This window comes from Burkholderia arboris (assembly GCF_902499125.1).
Taxonomy (GTDB): Bacteria; Pseudomonadota; Gammaproteobacteria; order Burkholderiales; family Burkholderiaceae; genus Burkholderia; species Burkholderia arboris.
The window spans coordinates 26,663-45,602 of the sequence record NZ_CABVPX010000012.1; the positions used below are offsets into that span (position 1 = coordinate 26,663).

At 67.6% G+C, this 18,940-nt stretch carries 14 protein-coding genes; 8 read left to right on the forward strand and 6 right to left on the reverse strand.

The features are described 5' to 3' along the window. Positions 1 to 76: 76 nt before the first annotated feature. Positions 77 to 1,537 carry an aminotransferase-like domain-containing protein gene (locus tag BLA15945_RS16245; protein ID WP_059236659.1) on the reverse strand — a complete coding sequence of 487 codons (1,461 nt, stop codon included), beginning with the start codon at positions 1,535 to 1,537 and terminating at the stop codon, positions 77 to 79. A gap of 230 nt (positions 1,538 to 1,767) precedes the next feature. On the opposite strand from BLA15945_RS16245, the gene BLA15945_RS16250 reads away from it, so the two are divergent. The 7 genes from BLA15945_RS16250 (at position 1,768) to BLA15945_RS16280 (ending at position 10,127) form a co-directional block, all read left to right on the forward strand. Continuing rightward, positions 1,768 to 2,460: a VOC family protein gene (locus BLA15945_RS16250; RefSeq protein WP_174992926.1), complete on the forward strand. Its 693-nt coding sequence runs from the start codon at positions 1,768 to 1,770 to the stop codon at positions 2,458 to 2,460. A 55-nt stretch (positions 2,461 to 2,515) separates the two neighbouring features. Further along, positions 2,516 to 3,424 carry a DMT family transporter gene (locus tag BLA15945_RS16255; protein WP_059233522.1) on the forward strand — a complete coding sequence of 303 codons (909 nt, stop codon included), beginning with the start codon at positions 2,516 to 2,518 and terminating at the stop codon, positions 3,422 to 3,424. A gap of 152 nt (positions 3,425 to 3,576) precedes the next feature. Continuing rightward, the gene (locus BLA15945_RS16260) at positions 3,577 to 4,758 is read left to right on the forward strand and encodes an aminotransferase-like domain-containing protein (protein ID WP_059233521.1); all 1,182 of its coding nucleotides are present in this window, start codon (positions 3,577 to 3,579) and stop codon (positions 4,756 to 4,758) included. Positions 4,759 to 4,800: 42 nt separating this feature from the next. Then, positions 4,801 to 5,259 carry a RidA family protein gene (locus BLA15945_RS16265; protein ID WP_006478174.1) on the forward strand — a complete coding sequence of 153 codons (459 nt, stop codon included), beginning with the start codon at positions 4,801 to 4,803 and terminating at the stop codon, positions 5,257 to 5,259. Positions 5,260 to 5,272: 13 nt separating this feature from the next. Next, on the forward strand, positions 5,273 to 6,157 hold the full coding sequence (locus BLA15945_RS16270; protein ID WP_059233520.1) for a PhzF family phenazine biosynthesis protein: 885 nt from the start codon (positions 5,273 to 5,275) through the stop codon (positions 6,155 to 6,157). A gap of 217 nt (positions 6,158 to 6,374) precedes the next feature. Then, positions 6,375 to 8,714 carry a bifunctional diguanylate cyclase/phosphodiesterase gene (locus BLA15945_RS16275; RefSeq protein WP_059233519.1) on the forward strand — a complete coding sequence of 780 codons (2,340 nt, stop codon included), beginning with the start codon at positions 6,375 to 6,377 and terminating at the stop codon, positions 8,712 to 8,714. Positions 8,715 to 8,918: 204 nt separating this feature from the next. After that, complete coding sequence (locus BLA15945_RS16280; RefSeq protein ID WP_059233518.1) at positions 8,919 to 10,127, forward strand: chromate transporter; 1,209 nt, start codon at positions 8,919 to 8,921, stop codon at positions 10,125 to 10,127. A 49-nt stretch (positions 10,128 to 10,176) separates the two neighbouring features. Here BLA15945_RS16280 and BLA15945_RS16285 read toward each other — a convergent pair whose 3' ends face one another. Further along, positions 10,177 to 10,623 (reverse strand): multidrug/biocide efflux PACE transporter, encoded by a 447-nt coding sequence (locus BLA15945_RS16285; protein WP_059233517.1) that lies wholly within the window; start codon positions 10,621 to 10,623, stop codon positions 10,177 to 10,179. 112 nt (positions 10,624 to 10,735) lie between these two features. On the opposite strand from BLA15945_RS16285, the gene BLA15945_RS16290 reads away from it, so the two are divergent. After that, a complete protein-coding gene (locus BLA15945_RS16290; protein ID WP_174992927.1) occupies positions 10,736 to 11,620 on the forward strand; it encodes a LysR family transcriptional regulator in 885 nt (294 codons plus the stop codon). Positions 11,621 to 11,658: 38 nt separating this feature from the next. Here BLA15945_RS16290 and BLA15945_RS16295 read toward each other — a convergent pair whose 3' ends face one another. The 4 genes from BLA15945_RS16295 to BLA15945_RS16310 form a co-directional block, all read right to left on the reverse strand. Continuing rightward, the gene (locus BLA15945_RS16295) at positions 11,659 to 12,117 is read right to left on the reverse strand and encodes a CopD family protein (protein WP_059233515.1); all 459 of its coding nucleotides are present in this window, start codon (positions 12,115 to 12,117) and stop codon (positions 11,659 to 11,661) included. Between the two features lie 256 nt (positions 12,118 to 12,373). Further along, positions 12,374 to 14,695 (reverse strand): DNA topoisomerase IV subunit A, encoded by a 2,322-nt coding sequence (parC, locus tag BLA15945_RS16300; protein ID WP_059233514.1) that lies wholly within the window; start codon positions 14,693 to 14,695, stop codon positions 12,374 to 12,376. 69 nt (positions 14,696 to 14,764) lie between these two features. Beyond that, positions 14,765 to 16,747: a DNA topoisomerase IV subunit B gene (gene parE, locus BLA15945_RS16305; RefSeq protein WP_174992928.1), complete on the reverse strand. Its 1,983-nt coding sequence runs from the start codon at positions 16,745 to 16,747 to the stop codon at positions 14,765 to 14,767. A gap of 220 nt (positions 16,748 to 16,967) precedes the next feature. Further along, positions 16,968 to 18,917, reverse strand: coding sequence for an ATP-binding cassette domain-containing protein (locus tag BLA15945_RS16310; RefSeq protein WP_059233512.1), 1,950 nt, complete (start codon positions 18,915 to 18,917; stop codon positions 16,968 to 16,970). Positions 18,918 to 18,940: the final 23 nt, after the last annotated feature.

Here is an 18,940-nt window from a genome sequence, read left to right on the forward strand (position 1 = left end):
CCGCCTGACGCCAGCGGTTTGCGCGCGTATCTGGGGACGGCGCGCGGGATTTCAAGACGCGGCGTGCGGCGCCGCGTCACGACGCGCGCCGCACCGCCGAGTCGATATAGCCTGCCAGCAGCCCCGGCAGCGCCGGATCGCCGCAGTTCGCAACATTGAAGCGCATCCACGTCGACGGCGATTGCTGCGGCGAGAACAGGCTGCCGGGCGTCAGCAGGAAGCCGGCCTCGTGCGCGACCGCCGCGAGCGCGTCCGAATCGACGCCCGTGTCGGCCCACAGGAACATCCCGGCCGCCGGCATCGTGAACAGCCCGAGCCCGGTGCGCTCGAGCATCCGCGCGGTCTTGTCGCGCACGCCGTCAAGCCGCGCGCGCAGCCGCTCGACGTGACGCCGGTAATGCCCTTCGGTCAGGATCTTGTACAGCACGCGCTCGTTGAGTTCGGGCGTCGTCATCCCGACCAGCATCTTCTGGTCGGTGACGGCCTTCGCGATCTCCGGCGCGCACGCGACATAGCCGACCCGCAGGTTCGCCGCGAGCGTCTTCGAATAGCTGCCGAGATAAATCACGCGCTTCAGCTGGTCGAGGCTCGCGAGGCGCGTCGCCGGATAGCTCGGCGGGCACAGGTCGCCGTACACGTCGTCCTCGACGACGAGGAAGTCGTACGCTTCCGCGAGCTTCAGGATCCGGAACGCCTGCGCGGCCGACAGCGACGTGCCGGTCGGGTTCTGCAGCACCGAGTTGATCACGAGCATCTTCGGCCGCCACATCTGCACCAGCGTTTCGAGCGCGTCGAGATCGGGGCCGTCCGGCGTGTACGGCATCCCGACGAGCTGCGCGCCCTGCGCCGCGAAGCGGCCGAACATCTGGAACCAGGCGGGATCGCCGACGATCACCGCGTCGCCGGGCCGCATGTAGATCCGCGAAATCAGGTCGATCGCCTGCGTAATCCCCGATACGAGCACGATCTGTTCGGGCTTCGCGCCGATCTCGACTTCGGCGAGGCGCGTCTGCAGTTGCTGGCGCAGCGGCAGGAAGCCCTGCGCGGTGCCGAAGCCGAGCATCTGCGCGCCCGACTGGCGCCCGAGCGCGCGCAGCGCGCCGGTGATCAGCTCGCCGTCGAGCCAGCGGCCCGGCAGGTAGCCGAGGCCGGGGCCCTTCTCCGGGCTGACGGTGTGCAGCATGTTGCGCAGCAGCCAGACGACGTCGATCGTGTTGTGCACGGGCGCGGCCTCGGCCACGCGTGCGACGCTGTCGGCCGGCTGCGGGCCGGCGGCCGTGCGCTCGCGCACGTAGAAGCCCGAGCCGCGCCGCGAGTCGAGGTAACCCTGCGCGACGAGGCGCTCGTATGCCTCGACGACGGTGAAGCGCGACACGCTCTTGTCGAGCGCGAGCTTGCGGATCGACGGCATCCGCATGCCGGGACGGAACACGCGTTCGTCGATGCGCCGCCGCGCCCACTGGACCAGCTGGTCGACGAGCGTGAGCGTGGCCGTGTCGTGCGGCACGGGAATCTGGGCGAGTGGGGCGGTGGACATGAGCGGCAGCTCCAACTGTACCGAAGGCTATCGCGCCGATTGTACCGTTACTGTGCCGGTAGCGACGATTACAGTTGACCGGAATGGCGATCGTGCGGCCGCCGTTCCGGCCCCGCCGCACCTGGCGCTGCGCCCGCCGGCCCGCTTCGCGGCCGGTGCGCCGGCCGGTCCGGCCCCCGCCCGGCACCTCGTCCGCCTACCATGACACTTTCGCTTCCCGACCGACGCTCATGCCAGCCCGCTCCCTGACACTCGACCATCTCGTGATCGCCGCGCGCACGCTCGACGAAGGCGTGCGCCATGTCGCCGACGCGCTCGGCATCGAACCGGCCGGCGGCGGCCGCCACCCGCTGATGCGGACCCACAATGCGCTGTTCGGCGCGTGGGGCGGGCTTTACCTCGAAGTGATCGCGATCGACCCCGACGCACCGGCGCCGGATGACGGCGCAAAGCCGCCGCGCGCGCGGATGTTCGGTCTCGACGATCCGGCGATGCACGCACGGCTTGCGCAGGGGCCGTTTCTCGCGCACTGGGTCGTTCGCGTCGACCGGCCGCGCCAGCTCGCGCTGTGGCAGAGCCAGTACCCGGACCGCATCGCCCCCGTGGTCGCCATGCAGCGCGGCGACCTGAACTGGGGCCTCACGGTGCCGGACGACGGCAGCTTCCCCGCGTGGCAGGGCTCGGGCGACGGCGTTGCGCCGTCGCTGATCCAGTGGGCCAGCGTGCGCCACCCGGCCGAATCGCTGCCGGGCGACGGTATCGCGCTGAAGGCGCTCAAGGGCACCCACCCGCACGCGGACACGATCCGCGAGCAGCTCGACTGGCTCGGCGCCGCCCACCTGCTCGACCTCGAATCCACCGACGGCCCGCCGGCGCTCGTCGCCGAATTCGATACGCCGCAGGGTGCGCGCACGCTGCGCTGACCGCCCTGCCGCTTGCCCGATTACAACGACCCTGCAATACGGAGACACCTGCAACATGAATTCGCGCGAAACCCGGGGCATGCTGCTCGGCCTGATCGGCGTGATGATCTTCAGCCTGACGCTGCCGATGACGCGAATCGTCGTGTCCGAACTCAACCCGCTGCTCAACGGGCTCGGCCGCGCGCTCGCCGCCGCCGTGCCGGCCGGCCTGCTGCTGTGGTGGCGCCGCGAGGCGCTGCCGACCCGCGCGCAGCTGAAAAGCCTCGCGATCACGTCGGCCGGCGTGATCATCGCGTATCCGGTGTTCTCCGCGTGGGCGATGAAATCGGTACCGGCGTCGCACGGCGCGGTCGTCAACGGGCTGCAACCCTTGTTCGTCGCGCTGTACGCGGCGTGGCTGTCGCACGAGCGGCCGTCGAAGGCGTTCTGGGCCAGCGCGGTCGCAGGCAGCGCGCTCGTGATCGCGTTCGCGCTGCGCGACGGCGGCGGCACCGTGCAGGCCGGCGACGCGCTGATGCTCGTCGCGGTCGGCATCGGCGCGCTCGGCTATGCGGAAGGCGCGCGCCTCGCACGCCAGATCGGCGGCTGGCAGGTGATCTGCTGGGCGCTCGTCGTGTCGGCGCCGTTCCTCGTGCTGCCGGTCGGCTGGCTCGCGTGGATGCAGCATGCCGCGCATCCGGGCCCGCTCGCGCTGCGCACGTGGCTCGCGTTCGGCTACGTGACCCTGTTTTCGCAATTCATCGGCTTTTTCGCGTGGTACGCGGGGCTCGCAATGGGCGGCATCGCGCGCGTCGGCCAGGTTCAACTGCTGCAGATTTTCTTCACGATCGCCTTTTCCGCGCTGCTGTTCGGCGAAACGGTCACGTCGTCGACGTGGCTGTTCGCGGCTGCCGTGATCGCCACCGTCGTGCTCGGGCGCCGCTCGGCGGTCGCCACGGCCGCGCGCCCCGCTCGCGCCGGTTGATGAGGTGCGCCATAATGATTGTTTTGCCTGATCGGTTTTGCCCACCCGGCCGCGAAGGCTCGATCGCGTTCACGCCTGCCCACCCGGCAGCGTCGAAGCGATGCGCCCGAACGACCTTTCTTGACTGACCACGATATCCGAACGAGGAGACTATGAATCCGAGCGACCTGCACCCGCCGCACTGGCAGCTTTCCGAACGCGCCCGCAAGCTGACGAGCTCTGCGATCCGCGAGATCCTGAAGGTCACGGAACGCCCCGAGGTCATCTCGTTCGCCGGCGGCCTGCCCGCCCCCGCGACGTTCCCGGCCGAGCGCATGCGCGCCGCCGCCGATCGCGTGTTGCGCGACGCGCCGGCCGCCGCGCTCCAGTACAGCGCGACCGAAGGCTACCTGCCGCTGCGCGAGTGGATCGCCGAGCGCTACAGCGTGCGCGTGTCGCAGGTGCTGATCACGACCGGCTCGCAGCAGGCGCTCGACCTGCTCGGCAAGGCGCTCGTCGATCCGGACAGCCCGATCCTCGTCGAAACGCCGACCTACCTCGGCGCGCTGCAATCGTTCTCGCTGTACGAGCCGCGCTACGTGCAGGTGCCGACCGACGAACAGGGCCTGCTGCCGGAAGGCCTGACCCCCGAACTCACGCAAGGCGCGCGGCTGCTGTACGCGCAGCCGAACTTCCAGAACCCGACCGGCCGCCGCCTGCCCGTCGAGCGCCGCCGCGCGCTCGCCGCGTTCGCGCAGTCGAGCCCGTTCCCGGTGCTGGAAGACGATCCGTACGGCGCGCTGAACTACCGCGGCGAACCGCTGCCGACGATGCTGTCGATGGCGCCCGACCACATCGTGCACCTCGGCACGTTCTCGAAGGTGCTCGCGCCGGGCCTGCGGATCGGCTACATCATTGCGCCGGAGGAACTCCACTTCAAGCTCGTGCAGGCCAAGCAGGCCACCGACCTGCACACGCCGACGCTCACGCAGCGCATCGCGCACGAAGTGATCAAGGACGGCTTCCTCGACGAGCACATCCCGACGATCCGCGAGCTGTACAGCGCGCAGTGCGACGCGATGCTCGGCGCGCTCGAGCGCCACATGCCGGAAGGCGTCACGTGGAACCGCCCGGAAGGCGGGATGTTCATCTGGGTGAACCTGCCCGGGCAAATCGACAGCATGAAGCTGCTCGCCGCCGCCGTCGACGATCACGTCGCCTTCGTGCCGGGCGCGCCGTTCTTCGCGGACAACGCGCAGCAGAACACGCTGCGCCTGTCGTTCGTGACGGTGCCGCCCGAGAAGATCGAGGAAGGCGTCGCGCGCCTCGGCAAGCTGCTGCGCGAACGTCTCTGATCCCCTTTTTCCTGTCACGACTCTCTACGAGGAATCGAACGCATGGCTAACGTCTACGACAAACTGAAGTCGCTCGGCATCGAGCTCCCGACCGCCGGCGCCCCGGCTGCCGCCTACGTGATGAGCGCGCAAAGCGGCAACACGGTGTACCTGTCGGGCCACATCGCGAAGAAGGACGGCAAGGTCTGGGCCGGCAAGCTCGGCGCGGATCTGCAGACGGAAGACGGCAAGGCGGCCGCCCGCTCGATCGCGATCGACCTGCTCGCGACGCTGCACGCGCACACCGGCGACCTGAACAAGGTCACGCGCATCGTGAAGCTGATGAGCCTCGTCAATTCGACGCTCGACTTCACCGAACAGCACGTCGTGACGAACGGCGCGTCGGAGCTGATCGCGGAAGTGTTCGGCGATGCAGGCAAGCACGCTCGCTCGGCCTTCGGCGTCGCACAGATCCCGCTCGGCGCGTGCGTCGAGATCGAACTGATCGCCGAAGTTGCCTGACACGCGCAGCGCGATGCCTGGCCGTCTCGTCCGCTTCAAGCAGGTCGACGTGTTCTCGTCGGTGCCGTTCAAGGGTAATCCGCTTGCCGTGGTGTTCGACGCCGATTCGCTCGGCGACGACGCCATGCTCGAGATCGCCCGCTGGACGAACCTGTCGGAAACAACGTTCCTTTGCACGCCGACCGATCCGGAAGCCGACTACCGCGTCCGGATCTTCACGACGGGCGGCGAACTGCCGTTCGCCGGCCACCCGACGCTCGGCACCGCGCATGCGTTCCTCGAAAGCGGCGCGCGGCCGCGCACGCCGGGCCGGCTGATCCAGCAGTGCGGGGTCGGCCGGGTCGCGCTGCGCGAGCAGGCCGACGGCTGGGCATTCGCCGCGCCGCCGGCACGCGTCACGCCGCTCGACCGCTCGGACTACGCGGCGCTGGCCGCCGCGCTGCGCAGCGACGCGCTCGACCTCGAGGCCGAGCCGTGCGCGGTCGACAACGGCGCACCGTGGCTGGTCGTGCGGTTGAAGTCGGCCGAAGCGTGCATCGGCCTGTCGCCCGATCCGGTCGCGCTGGAGGCGCTGACCCGGCGCTACGGCGTGGACGGCCTCGCCGCCTACGCACCGCACGCCGAAGGCGGGCCCGCGACGTTCGAGATCCGCTGCCTGATGACGGGCGGCAAGTTCGGCACCCCGGGCGAGGATCCCGTCACCGGCAGCGCAAACGCCGCGCTGGCCGGGCTGCTGACGCGGCAGGAGCGCCGCCCCGGCCCGTCGTATACGGCCCGCCAGGGCACGGCGATCGGTCGCGACGGCCGCATCTTCGTCAGCTACGACGAAGACGGCACGACCTGGATCGGCGGCCATGTCGTGACGGTCGTCGACGGCACGTTCCGGTCACCTGATTGACATTCCGCGATGTGCGATGGCGCCGGCTCGTCCGGCGCCCCTACGCTTCGCCCAACTATCGCAAAAACGCTCCAACCAGTAATATCGGGCCTAATCCGTTGTTTCGGACGTCTGTCCATGGTTGCGCATCCTGCGAACGAACAGACGCCGGGATAACCCCAACCCAAGCCCGCCATCCAGACGGATGGCGCACGCGAGCAGGACGCCACCCGCTTCGATGAGCTCTGCCCGGTCCAACCACACGCCGCCGACCCGGCCGCTACGCGCGCCGCGCAAATCGCGCCGGCGTGCGCTATTTGCGATCCCGTTGCTCGGGATGCTGGCGCTCGCGCTGCTGTGGGCCGTGATCATCGCGCGGCTGTCGGTGGAAAAGGACAGCGCCTACAAGGAAGCGGCGGCTTCCGCGGCCATCCTCTCTTCGGCGCTCGAGCAGCATACGGTCAAGGCGATCCACCAGGTCGACCAGATCACCCGCTTCGTCAAGTTCGAGTTCGAGAAGTCGCCCGGGCGCTTCAATCTCGCGAGCGCCGTCGAAAAAGGCGTCGTGCCGAGCGACACGCTGATCCAGGTGTCGCTGGTCAACGCGAAGGGCATCCTGTTCGCGAACACGGCCGAGCTTCATCCGCAGCCGATCAACCTGTCCGACCGCGAGCACTTCAAGGTCCACCTCGCGCACAACGACGACCGCCTCTTCATCAGCAAACCCGTGCTCGGCCGCGTGTCGAGCCACTGGACGCTGCAGATGACGCGGCGCCTGAACAACCCGGACGGCAGTTTCGCGGGCATCGTCGTGGTGTCGGAAGACCCGAGCTACTTCACGAACGACTTCTACAACAACGCGGCGATCGGCAAGGAAGGCGTGATCGCGGTGGTATCCGATACGGGCACGGTGCTCGCGCGGCGCACGGGCTCGCTGAACAACGCGCCGGGCGCGTTTTCGGCATCGGGCGTCTACCCGATCGCCGAGCGCGTGACGGGCACGATCATCGACCCGATCGACGGCGTGACGCGCATCGTGTCGTACCGCCACCTCGACGGCTACCCGCTCGCGGTGATGGTCGGGCTGTCGCAGACGGAAGAGTTCGCGGACTACTACCACACCCGCAACGTCTACCTGCTGATGACGAGCTTCATCACGCTCGCGATGCTCGCGTTCTTCGGCGTCGCGACGGGCCTGATCGGCAAGCTGCTCGGCCGCGAGCGCGAGATGACGCAGCTCGCCGAATACGACCTGCTCACCGGCCTCGCGAACCGCTATGCGACGCTGCGCGGGCTGCGCAACGACGTGTCGATGCCGACGAGCCTGTCGCGGCTCGGGCTGCTGTTCATCGACCTCGACAACTTCAAGACCGTCAACGACACCCTCGGCCACAATGCCGGCGACATCGTGCTGCAAATGACCGCGTCGCGTCTGGCCGATGCAGTCGGCGACGAAGGCTCGCTCGCGCGCATCGGCGGCGACGAGTTCGTCGTCGTGATGAAGGGCGACGACGTCGAGCGGCGCGCGGTGCGGCTCGCGGAAGCGATCATTCGGATGTTCGCCGAGCCGTTCGACGTGCGCGGCAGTTCGTTCGTGCTGCATGCGAGCATCGGCATCGCACTGCACACCGTCGCGAACGAAAGCGAGATCGACCTGCTGAAGAAGGCCGACCTCGCGATGTACAGCGCGAAGGACGCCGGCAAGAACTGCTACCAGTTCTATGCGCCGCACCTGTCGCACCGTGCCGATCACCTGATGCGCTGGGAACAGCAATTGCGCGTCGCGCTCGCCGAGGGGCAGCTGTTCCTCGCGTACCAGCCGAAGATCGACCTCACCCACCGTTACATCACCGGCTTCGAGGCGCTCGCACGCTGGGATCATCCCGAGCACGGGATCATCTCCGCGAACGAATTCATTTCGATTGCCGAATCGACCGGCCTGATCGTGCCGATCGGCGACTTCGTGATCCGCACCGCGTGCGAGCAGATCGCGCGCTGGCGCGACGAGGGCCACGACACGCTGACGCTCGCGGTCAACATCTCGCCCGTGCAGTTCTGGCGCGGCGACCTGATCGAAACGATCTCGCGCACGCTGCAGGAAACCGGCATCGACGCGAACCGGCTCGAACTCGAGATCACCGAGACCGCGATGATGGAATATCCGGAGCTCGTGTCCGAGAAAATCGTCGCGTTGAAGAAACTCGGCATCCGCATCGCGCTCGACGATTTCGGCACCGGCTACTCGTCGCTGTCGTACCTGCACCGCTTCTCCGTCGACACGCTGAAGGTCGACCGCTCGTTCGTGCAGGCCATCCCGAACGATCGCAGCGTGTGCGTGATGGTGTCGTCGATCGTGCATCTCGCACGCTCGCTCGGCCTGACCGTCGTCGTCGAAGGCACGGAAACCGAGGAGCAGATCACGTGGCTGTCCGCGCTCGGCGAGATCGAGGCGCAGGGCTTCCTGTTCTCGCGCCCGGTGCCGGCCGATGCGATCCCCGCGCTGATCGCGCGCTTCGGCGTGCGCGGCGACCATCCGAACGTCATCGCGCATCGCGCGACCGGCAGCACGGGCGCCTGAGCGGCGCTGCCGCTGCAACTGCGGCGCACGTTGCGCACCGCCGCAATTGTTTCGTTTTCCGATCCGATCGTTTAGTTCATTAACTAGCGTTTTCGCGCATGGCAGTGTCATGGTGCGCGGCGGACAATCGGGAGGGCCTACGTGTCGGCGGGCCGCCGGCATGGCCCTACGCGAGAGATCCGGCCCTGCGCCAACAACACAATCATGACCACCGTCGAAGTCGAAGCGACCGCCCGTGTCGAAGAGGCACAGGCATCCCTGTGGGCCTTGTTCAAGGTCATTGCCGGCATTTCTGCGGTCTCATGGGGCGGGCTTTCGATGATGGCGCAGCTCGAACGCCACTACGTGGAGCGGCTGCAACGCATCGAGCCGCACGTCTTCGGCGATCTCGTCGCGCTCGCCTGGCTCGTGCCGGGCCCGGTCGGCTGCAATGTTGCCGTGCAGGTCGGCCAGACGCTGCATGGCCGCGCCGGCGCGTGGGTTGCCGGCATCGCGAGCGTGCTGCCGTTCTCGATCCTGATGACGCTGTTCGCGGTCTTCTATCAGACACCGCTCGTGCGCTCGCTTGCCGCGCCGATGCTGATCAATCACTTCGGGATGGTGCTCGCCGCGCTGATCGGCGTCACGTGGGTCAAACAGTTGCGCTCGCTCGCACGGACGCGGCTTGAACAGACGATCGCCGCGCTGTCGACGATTCTGCTCGCTTTCGCACATAGTCCGGCCGCTTTCGTCGGGATTCTGTTCGCTGCGTTTGCAGCGGGCTGGCTGACGGGGCCGTCGCAACGCGATGCAGTCGATTTCACGCTGTCGAAGCGCGACCGCAACCTGCTCGTGTTGCTCGGCGTGCTCGTCGTGCTGTTCGCGGTGCCGCTGCCCGGCGATTACCAGGCGCAGTTGCTGTGGCCGCGCCTCGCGGGCGCCGGGATGACGCTGTTCGGCGGCGGCTTTTCCGCGCTGCCGGTGCTCAAGACGCTGTTCGTCTCGCCGGCGACGGGCATCTCCGATCACGACTTCACGCTGGCGTTCGCGCTGTCGCCCGTGGCACCGGGGCCGCTGCTGAACGTCGTGCCGTTTCTCGGTTACCTGACCGACGGCTGGGTCGGCGCCCTGCTCGCCACGGCCGCGCTGTTCATTCCGTCGGGATGTCTCGTCGTGTTTGCGCAGAACCACCTGTTCCGGCTCAAGCGCCATGCGCGCTTCGAGCACGGGATGCGCCTGCTGCGCGCGGCGACGACGGGCTTTCTCGTCGTCGCCGTCGTGAAGATCCTGCATCGCGAGCCGGCCGACCCCGTTTACTGGCTGACGGGCGCCTTCGCGACGCTGTGCTTCACGCGCTTCAAGGTGCCCGTCTATGCCGTCTACGGTGCGGTCGCCGTCGGGTGCAGCGTGTGGCTGTGGGCCGCCGCGCGCTGACGGGCGACGGCCTCGTCGCCCTGCCCGGCTCAATCCGCCCCGACCGCCCTCAACCGGCCTGCACCGCGACCCGGCGCGCCATCCAGCGGGCACGCAGCGCGTCGTAGGCGAGGTTGAAGCCGAACGTGTAAGGCAGGAAGAACAGCACGATGCCGAGGTCGAGCAGCAGCGCCTCGACGAGGCTCACGTTCAGCCACCACGCGGCAACCGGCACCACCATCGCGACGAGGCCAAGCTCGAACATCACTGCGTGCGCGATCCGCATGCCGAGCGTGCGCTTCAGACCCGCCCGCCGCTCGAAGCGGTCGAACAGCGTGTTGAACGCCATGTTCCACGCCATCGCGATCAGCGACACCATCACCGTCAGCACGCCGACGTGCGACACCGGCATGTCGAGCAGCCACGCGCCGATCGGTGCGCACAGCGCGATTGCGACCAGCTCGAACGTCAGCGCATGCAGCAGCCGTTCCGTCACCGTTTTGTTCATCTGTTTCATGATGCTCTCCCATCCGTTGCTTGATTCATGTCGGCCATTTTGATCGGCGATACCGTATGAATCCAGTTTGTTATCATCGGTTTTACCGATATAACAGAGTCTGGAGCGCCGCATGCACCACGCCCCCGAAGCCCTGCTCGCTTTCGCCGAAGCCGCGCTGCTCGGCTCGTTCACGGCTGCCGCACGCAAGCTCGGCAAGCGCCAGTCGACCGTGTCGGAGGCGATTGCGAACCTCGAAATCGATCTCGGTGTGCAGTTGTTCGATCGCGCCACGCGCACGCCGACGCTGACCGACGCCGGGCGCGCGCTGCTGCCGCAGGTGCAGCGCGCCCTCGAGGCCAGTGCGGCGATCGACCGCACCGCCGCGCGGCTCGCGCACGGCGAGGAAGCGCGACTGACGCTCGTCGTGTCCGATACGTACCAGTCAAAGCGTTACGAGGAGACGCTGATGGCGCTCGAAAGGCGCTTTCCGGCGCTCGAGCTCGAATGCCAGATCGCCGAGCACGAGGACGTGCTCGACCTGATCCAGCAAGGCCGCGCGCAGCTCGGGCTGATGGCCGCGCGAACGGCCTACCCGGCCGATATCGGCGCGGCGACGGTGGCGGAGGAGTCGGAGATCGGGCTGTTCGTCGGCCACACCCACGCGCTCGCCGAATACGGCGACACCGAGGTGCCGCACGCGGCGCTGCGCGACGTGCGCGAACTGCGCCTCAATACCTATGTGAAAACGGAAGGTCGCGGCACCGACGACCGGATCGTCGTCGGCACGCAGCACTGGCTGGCGCCGAGCTACCTGATGTTGCTGGAAATGGCCGTGCTGGGGTTCGGCTGGGCGGAACTGCCGCGCTGGATGGTCGAGCACTTCGCACGCGACCGCCTGTGCGAGCTGCGCTCACGCGGCTGGCCCCGCCGCGTGCGGGTGGATGCGGTGTGGTCGCGCAACCGGCCGCTCGGCCCGGCCGGCGCGTGGCTGCTCGATGCAATGCTCGCCGCGTAGCGGCGCAGGCCGCCGGGCCGGCGGCCGATGCCGAACGATCAGAAACCGCGCGACAGCACGGCCGCCCCGACCGTGACGACGCCGAGCACCAGGTTCACGACGACGAGCAGGCGCACCGCGTTCACTGCGCGCGCGCCGTCCGGCCAGTTCTGCGCCTGCACCGCCCGACGGATGCGCGGAAACAGCGCGAAGCGGATATGCCCGAAGATCAGCATCATCACGACACCGAGCCCGGCCATCGCATGCAGCGACCACGTCGCGTGCGCGCCGCCGAATTCCATGAGCAGGAAGCCGCCGGACAGCAGGATCACGATGACGGCGCCCGCCACCCAGTTGAAGAAGCGACCGAACACGCCTTCGATCAGCGGCAGCCGGAGCTGCGGCGACAGGTCGGACAGCGCCGGGCGCAGGCAGAAGTTCGCGAAGACCATCCCGCCCACCCACACGGCAACGGCCAGCAGATGAAGAAACAGCGCGACGGCAACAGCGTGGGACATGGCGACAATCCTGTGATGAGTGGGGTGCGGCGAACGGCCGCGTCACACGCGGCATCAAGCGACGTTCGACCGGCCGGTCGCCTCTCGGTTCAGACCCTCGGCGCGATTTCACAATATTTTGCAAGTTTCGCGTGACAGCGCCACGCTTGCTTACCCCAACCCCCGCCCTCAAAGAAAAAGCCGCACACCCGCCGAAGCGGACGTGCGGCCTTCGATCGCGGCCGAACCGGACGATCCGGGCGATCCGCGCGCGGCGTCAGCCGAGCAGCGGACGCAGCTCGTTGACGACCTTGAGCTTCGTCTCCGGTGCGCGGCCCTTGCGTGCGCGCTTGCCGAGGTGCGGCGCGAGCCCCGCATACGACAGCGTCTCGTCCTGCGCCTTGCCGCCGCGGCCCGTGCCGATCAGCACGACGCCGGCCGGATCGATCGCGAGCGCCTGCACGAGCGTTTCCTTGTCGTCGAGCGCCATCAGGATCACGCCGCGCCCGCCGCCGGACAGCGTCTTCATCTCGTCCATCCCGAACACGAGCAGGCGGCCGCCGCTCGACAGGCACGCGACCTGCGTCGCGTTCGGCAGCACCGGCATCGGCGCGAGCGGCGCCGCGCCCGCGTCGATCGTCATGAATGCCTTGCCGGCCTTCACGCGGCTCACCATGTCGCCGACCTTCGCGAGGAAGCCGAAGCCGTTGCTCGACGCGAGCAGCAGTTGCTGGTCGGCCGGTGCCGCGTAGTAGTGCATCAGGTGCGAGCCCGACTCGAGCTCGATCAGCGACGTGACGGGCACGCCGTCACCGCGCCCGCCCGGCAGCACCGACACGTCGACCGAATACACGCGGCCGCTGCTGCCCCACGCAATCAGCCGATCCGGCGTGCGGCACTGGAACGCCGCGTACAGGCTGTCGCCGGCCTTGAACGAGAACGCGGCCGGGTCGAGCCCGTGGCCCTTCAGCGCACGCACCCAGCCCTTCTGCGACACGACGACCGTCACCGGCTCGTCGACCACCTTCGCCTCGAATGTCGCGCGCTTTTCCTGCTGGATCAGCGTGCGGCGATCGTCGCCGTACTGCTTCGCGTCGGCCTCGATCTCCTTGATCATCAGCCGCTTCATCGCGCTTTCGTTCGCGAGCAGTTCCTCGAGCTTCGCCTTCTCGTCGCGCAGCGTTTCGAGCTCCTTCTCGATCTTGATCTTCTCGAGCCGCGCGAGCTGGCGCAGGCGGATTTCGAGAATGTCTTCGGCCTGACGGTCGCTGAGGCCGAACGCGCTCATCAGCGCGGCCTTCGGCTCGTCCGACTCGCGGATGATGCGGATCACCTCGTCGATGTTCAGGAAGACGATCATCCGCCCTTCGAGGATGTGGATGCGGTCGTCGACCTTCGCGAGACGATGGCGGCAACGGCGCGTCATCGTCAGCTGGCGGAACTTCACCCACTCGTCGAGGATCGTCAGCAGGCCCTTCTGGCCCGGGCGGCCGTCGGCGCCGATCATCACGAGGTTCAGCGTCGCGTTCGATTCGAGGCTCGTGTACGCGAGCAGCGTATTCACGAATTCCGTCTGGTCGATCGTGCGCGACTTCGGCTCGAACACGAGCCGCACCGCCGCTTCCTTGCCCGACTCGTCGCGCACCGCATCGAGCAGGTCGAGCATCGCCTTCTTCGTGTTGAGCTGCTCGGGCGTCAGCGTCTTCTTGCCGAGCTTGAGCTTCGGGTTGGTCAGTTCCTCGATTTCCTCGAGTACCTTCTGGCCCGACGTGCTCGGCGGCAGTTCGGTCACGACGAGTTGCCACTGGCCGCGCGCGAGATCCTCGATCTTCCAGCGCGCGCGCACCTTCAGGCTGCCGCGGCCGGTTTCATACGCCGCCGCGATCTCGGTGTCGCTCGAGATGATCTGGCCGCCGCCCGGGAAGTCCGGGCCGGGGATCAGGTTCATCAGCTCCGCGTGCGTGAGCTTCGGATTGCGGATCAAGGTGACCGCCGCCGCCGCGACTTCGCGCAGGTTGTGCGACGGGATTTCGGTGGCAAGACCGACCGCGATGCCCGACGCGCCGTTCAGCAGCACGAACGGCATGCGGCTCGGCAGCGTTTTCGGCTCCTCGAACGAACCGTCGTAGTTCGGCATGAAGTCGACCGTGCCCTGGTCGATCTCGTCGAGCAGCAGCTTCGCGATCGGCGTGAGCCGCGCTTCGGTGTATCGCATCGCCGCCGCGCCGTCGCCGTCGCGCGAACCGAAGTTGCCCTGCCCGTCGATCAGCGGGTAGCGCAGCGAGAAATCCTGCGCGAGACGCACGAGCGCGTCATACGCCGACTGGTCGCCGTGCGGGTGGTATTTACCGAGCACGTCGCCGACCACGCGCGCCGACTTCACCGGCTTCGCGTCCGGGCCGAGGCCCATTTCGTTCATCGCGAACAGGATCCGGCGCTGCACCGGCTTCTGGCCGTCGCACACGTCGGGCAGCGCGCGGCTCTTCACGACGCTGACCGCGTAGCTGAGATACGCCTGCTCCGCGTAGTTGCCGAGCGTCAGCGCGTCACTCTCGGGCGCGTCGGGGCTGGCAAAGAGATCGGAAGTATTGTCGTCCATCTGAATTCCGTATTCGTAAGTAGCGAGAGGCCGGGCCGGGCGTCGTGCCCGGCCGTGCGGATTCCCTGCTTAGATATCCGCTTCGACGTCGTTGCCCTTTTCCTCGAGCCAGCCGCGCCGCGCGGCTGCCTCGCCCTTGCCCATCAGCATCGTCATGCGCGCGACGGTCGCCTCGTAGTCGAGCTCGCCGAGCTTCACGGGCATCAGGCGGCGCGTATCGGGGTTCATCGTCGTGTCCCACAGCTGCTCGGCGCTCATTTCGCCGAGGCCCTTGAAGCGGCTGATGCTCCACTGGGTCTCGCGCACGCCGTCCTTGCGAAGCTTGTCGAGAATCGCTTCGAGTTCGCCGTCGTCGAGCGCATAGAGCTTCTGCGCGGCCTTCTTGCCGCGCGCGGGCGCGTCGACGCGGAACAGCGGCGGCCGCGCGACGCACACGTGGCCGCGCTCGATCAGTTGCGGGAAATGCTTGAAGAACAGCGTGAGCAGCAGCACCTGGATGTGCGAGCCGTCGACGTCCGCATCCGACAGGATGCAGATCTTGCCGTAGCGCAGGTTCGACAGGTCGACGGTGTCGTCGGGGCTGTGCGGATCGACGCCGATCGCGACCGAGATGTCGTGCACCTCGTTGTTCGCGAACAGGCGGTCACGCTCGGTTTCCCACGTGTTCAGCACCTTGCCGCGCAGCGGCAGGATCGCCTGGTATTCCTTGTCGCGGCCCATCTTCGCGGAGCCGCCCGCCGAGTCGCCCTCGACGAGGAACAGTTCGTTGCGCGCAATATCCTCGGTCTCGCAGTCGGTCAGCTTGCCGGGCAGCACCGCGACGCCCGAGCTCTTGCGCTTCTCGACCTTCTGGCCCGCGCGCGTGCGCGCCTGCGCCTGCTTGATCACGAGTTCGGCGAGCTTCTTGCCGTGCTCGACGTGCTGGTTCAGCCACAGCTCGAGCGCCGGGCGCGAGAACGACGACACGAGTTTCACCGCGTCGCGGCTGTTCAGGCGCTCCTTGATCTGCCCCTGGAACTGCGGATCGAGCACCTTCGCGGACAGCACGAACGACACGCGTGCGAACACGTCTTCCGCGAGCAGCTTCACGCCCTTCGGCTGCAGGTTGTGCAGCTCGACGAAGCTCTTCACGGCCTGGTACAGGCCGTCGCGCAGGCCGGATTCATGCGTGCCGCCGGCCGGCGTCGGGATCAGGTTCACGTACGACTCGCGCACGAGCGAACCTTCCTCGCTCCACGCGACGACCCACGACGCGCCCTCGCCTTCGGCGAACGTATCGTCGCCCGAACGCGAATCGGCGAACCGCTCGCCTTCGAACAGCGGGATCAGCAGTTCGCTGCCGTTCATTTCGTCGAGCAGGTAGCCGCGCAGGCCGTCTTCATATTTCCACGTCTGGCGCTCGCCGCTCTTCTCGTTGACGAGCACGACCTCGACGCCCGGCAGCAGCACGGCCTTCGAGCGCAGCAGACGCTGCAGCTCGCCGAGCGGCAGGTTCGGCGAATCGAAGTACTTCGGATTCGGCCACACCTGCACGCGCGTGCCGGATTTCTTTTCACCGCGGCCCGCGCCCTGCGTCGCGAGCGGCTTGACGACGTCGCCTTCGGCGAAGCCAAGCTCGGCGATCTTGCCGTCGCGCCACACCGTTACGTCGAGGCGCGTCGCGAGCGCGTTCGTCACCGACACGCCGACGCCGTGCAGGCCGCCCGAGAATGTATAGGCGCCGCCGGCGGCCTTGTCGAACTTGCCGCCTGCGTGCAGGCGCGTGAACACGATTTCGACGACCGGCACGCCTTCTTCGGGGTGCATGCCGAACGGGATCCCGCGACCGTCGTCCTCGACCGAGATCGACTGGTCGGCATGCAGCGTCACCGTGATCTGCTTGCCGTAGCCGCCGAGCGCCTCGTCGGACGCGTTGTCGATGACTTCCTGGATGATGTGCAGCGGATTCTCGGTACGGGTGTACATGCCGGGCCGCTGCTTGACCGGCTCGAGACCCTTGAGCACCTTGATCGATGCTTCGCTATAGGCCGCGCTGGGTTTCTTCGTTGACATAGGCGCTGAATTTCGTCATTCATCGGGACGTTGTCCACACCTCGTGTGGATAACGTCGTGGACAAAACGTTGAGTTCCGTAAAAAAGCGAATCGAAACAACGGTGTGCTTGGACTGCTCCGAAAGCGGGCGCGCGGCGTGCGCTGCGCGACCCTGAACGCGCGGTATTCTACTGGTTCCGCGTGGCGCGCCAATGGCGGGATTGGCGCGCGCCGCACGCGTCACGCCGGCTTGCGCTTCGCCTCGAGCGTTTCCCACCGCTCGAGCGCGGCGAGCAATTCATCGTCGATCGCCGCGAAGCGCTCGGTCAGGCGCGTGCCTTCCTGCGGATCCTTCGCGAAAATCGAGCCGTCCTCGAGCTGCGCATTGATCGTCTTCTGCTCGTCCTCGAGCGAGGCGATCTTCTCCGGCAGCGAATCGAGCTCGCGCTGCTCGTTGAACGACAGCTTCACCGTGCGCTGCGCGTTGCGGCCCGCGGCGCTCTTCGCCGGGTCTTCCTTCACCGGCGCCGCTTCCTTGACCGCGCGCTTCGCGGCTTCCTGCTGCGCGAGCTGCTCCGAACGCTCGCTCTGGATCTGCCAGTCGCTGAAGCCGCCGACGTATTCGCGCCACTTGCCGTCGCCCTCGGCCGCGATCACCGACGTCACGACGTTGTCGAGGAATGCGCGATCGTGGCTGACCAGCAGCACCGTGCCGTCGTAGTCGGCCAGCAGTTCTTCGAGCAGTTCGAGCGTCGGGATGTCGAGATCGTTGGTCGGTTCGTCGAGCACCAGCACGTTAGCCGGACGCGCGAACAGGCGCGCGAGCAGCAGACGATTGCGCTCGCCGCCCGACAGCGACTTCACCGGCGACCGCGCGCGTTCCGGCGCGAACAGGAAATCGCCGAGATAGCTCATCACGTGCTTGCGCACGCCGCCGATCTCGACCCATTCGCTGCCGGGGCTGATCGTATCCGCGAGGCTCTTGTCCTGGTCGAGCTGCGCACGCATCTGGTCGAAATACGCGACCTGCAGGTTCGTGCCGGTGCGCACCGTGCCTTCGTCCGGCTTCAGCTCGCCGAGGATCAGCTTGAGCAGCGTGGTCTTGCCCGCACCGTTCGGGCCGACGAAGCCGATCTTGTCGCCGCGCATGACCGTCGTCGTGAAACGGTCGACGACCGTGCGGCCGCCATAGCGCTTCGTCACGTCGGTCAGCTCCGCGACGATCTTGCCGGACTTCTCGCCCTGCGCGACGTCGAGCCTCACGTTGCCCTGCGAATTGCGGCGCTCCGCGCGCTCGTTGCGCATCTGCACGAGCCGCGCGATGCGGCCGACGCTGCGCGTGCGGCGCGCCTCGACCCCCTTGCGGATCCACACTTCTTCCTGCGCGAGCAACTTGTCGAACTTGTCGTTTTCCACGCGCTCGACTTCGAGCTGCTGCGCCTTGCGCGTCTGGTACGCGGAGAAATTGCCCGGATACGACAGCAGCCGGCCGCGATCGAGCTCGACGATCCGCGTCGCGACGCGGTCGAGGAACGCGCGATCGTGGGTGATGAACAGCAGGCCCGCGCGCTGCGAGACGAGCAGCTCTTCCAGCCAGCGGATGCCGTCGAAGTCGAGGTGGTTGGTCGGTTCGTCGAGCAGCAGCACGTCGGGCTGCAGCACCAGCGCACGCGCCAGCGCGACGCGCTTCTGCATCCCGCCCGACAATGCATCGACGCTTGCGTCGCCGTCGAGCAGGCCGATCTGCGCGAGCGTCATCGACACGCGCGTGCGCCAGCTCCACGCGTCGTGCGCATCGAGCGACGACTGCAGCGCGTTCATCCGCGCGAGCAGCGCATCGTGCTCGGCACCTTCCGGTATATCCGCAAGGCGGTGCGCAATCGCATCGTATTCTTCGAGCAGTTCGCGCGTATGCGCGAGCCCCGACGCAACCGCGTCGAACACCGTCGCGCCCGGTTCGAACTCGGGCTCCTGCGGCACGTAGACGGTCACGAGCTCCTGCTGGCGCGTGATCAGCCCGTCGTCAGGCTTGGCAAGATCGGCGACGATCTTCAGCAGCGACGACTTGCCCGCACCGTTGCGGCCGATCAGGCCGACGCGCTCGCCGGCTTCCAGCGAGAAATCCGCGTGATCGAGCAACGCGACGTGACCGAACGCGAGCTGCGCGCCGGTAATGGAATAGAGCGACATGGGGAGACGGCGGAGAGAGGAAT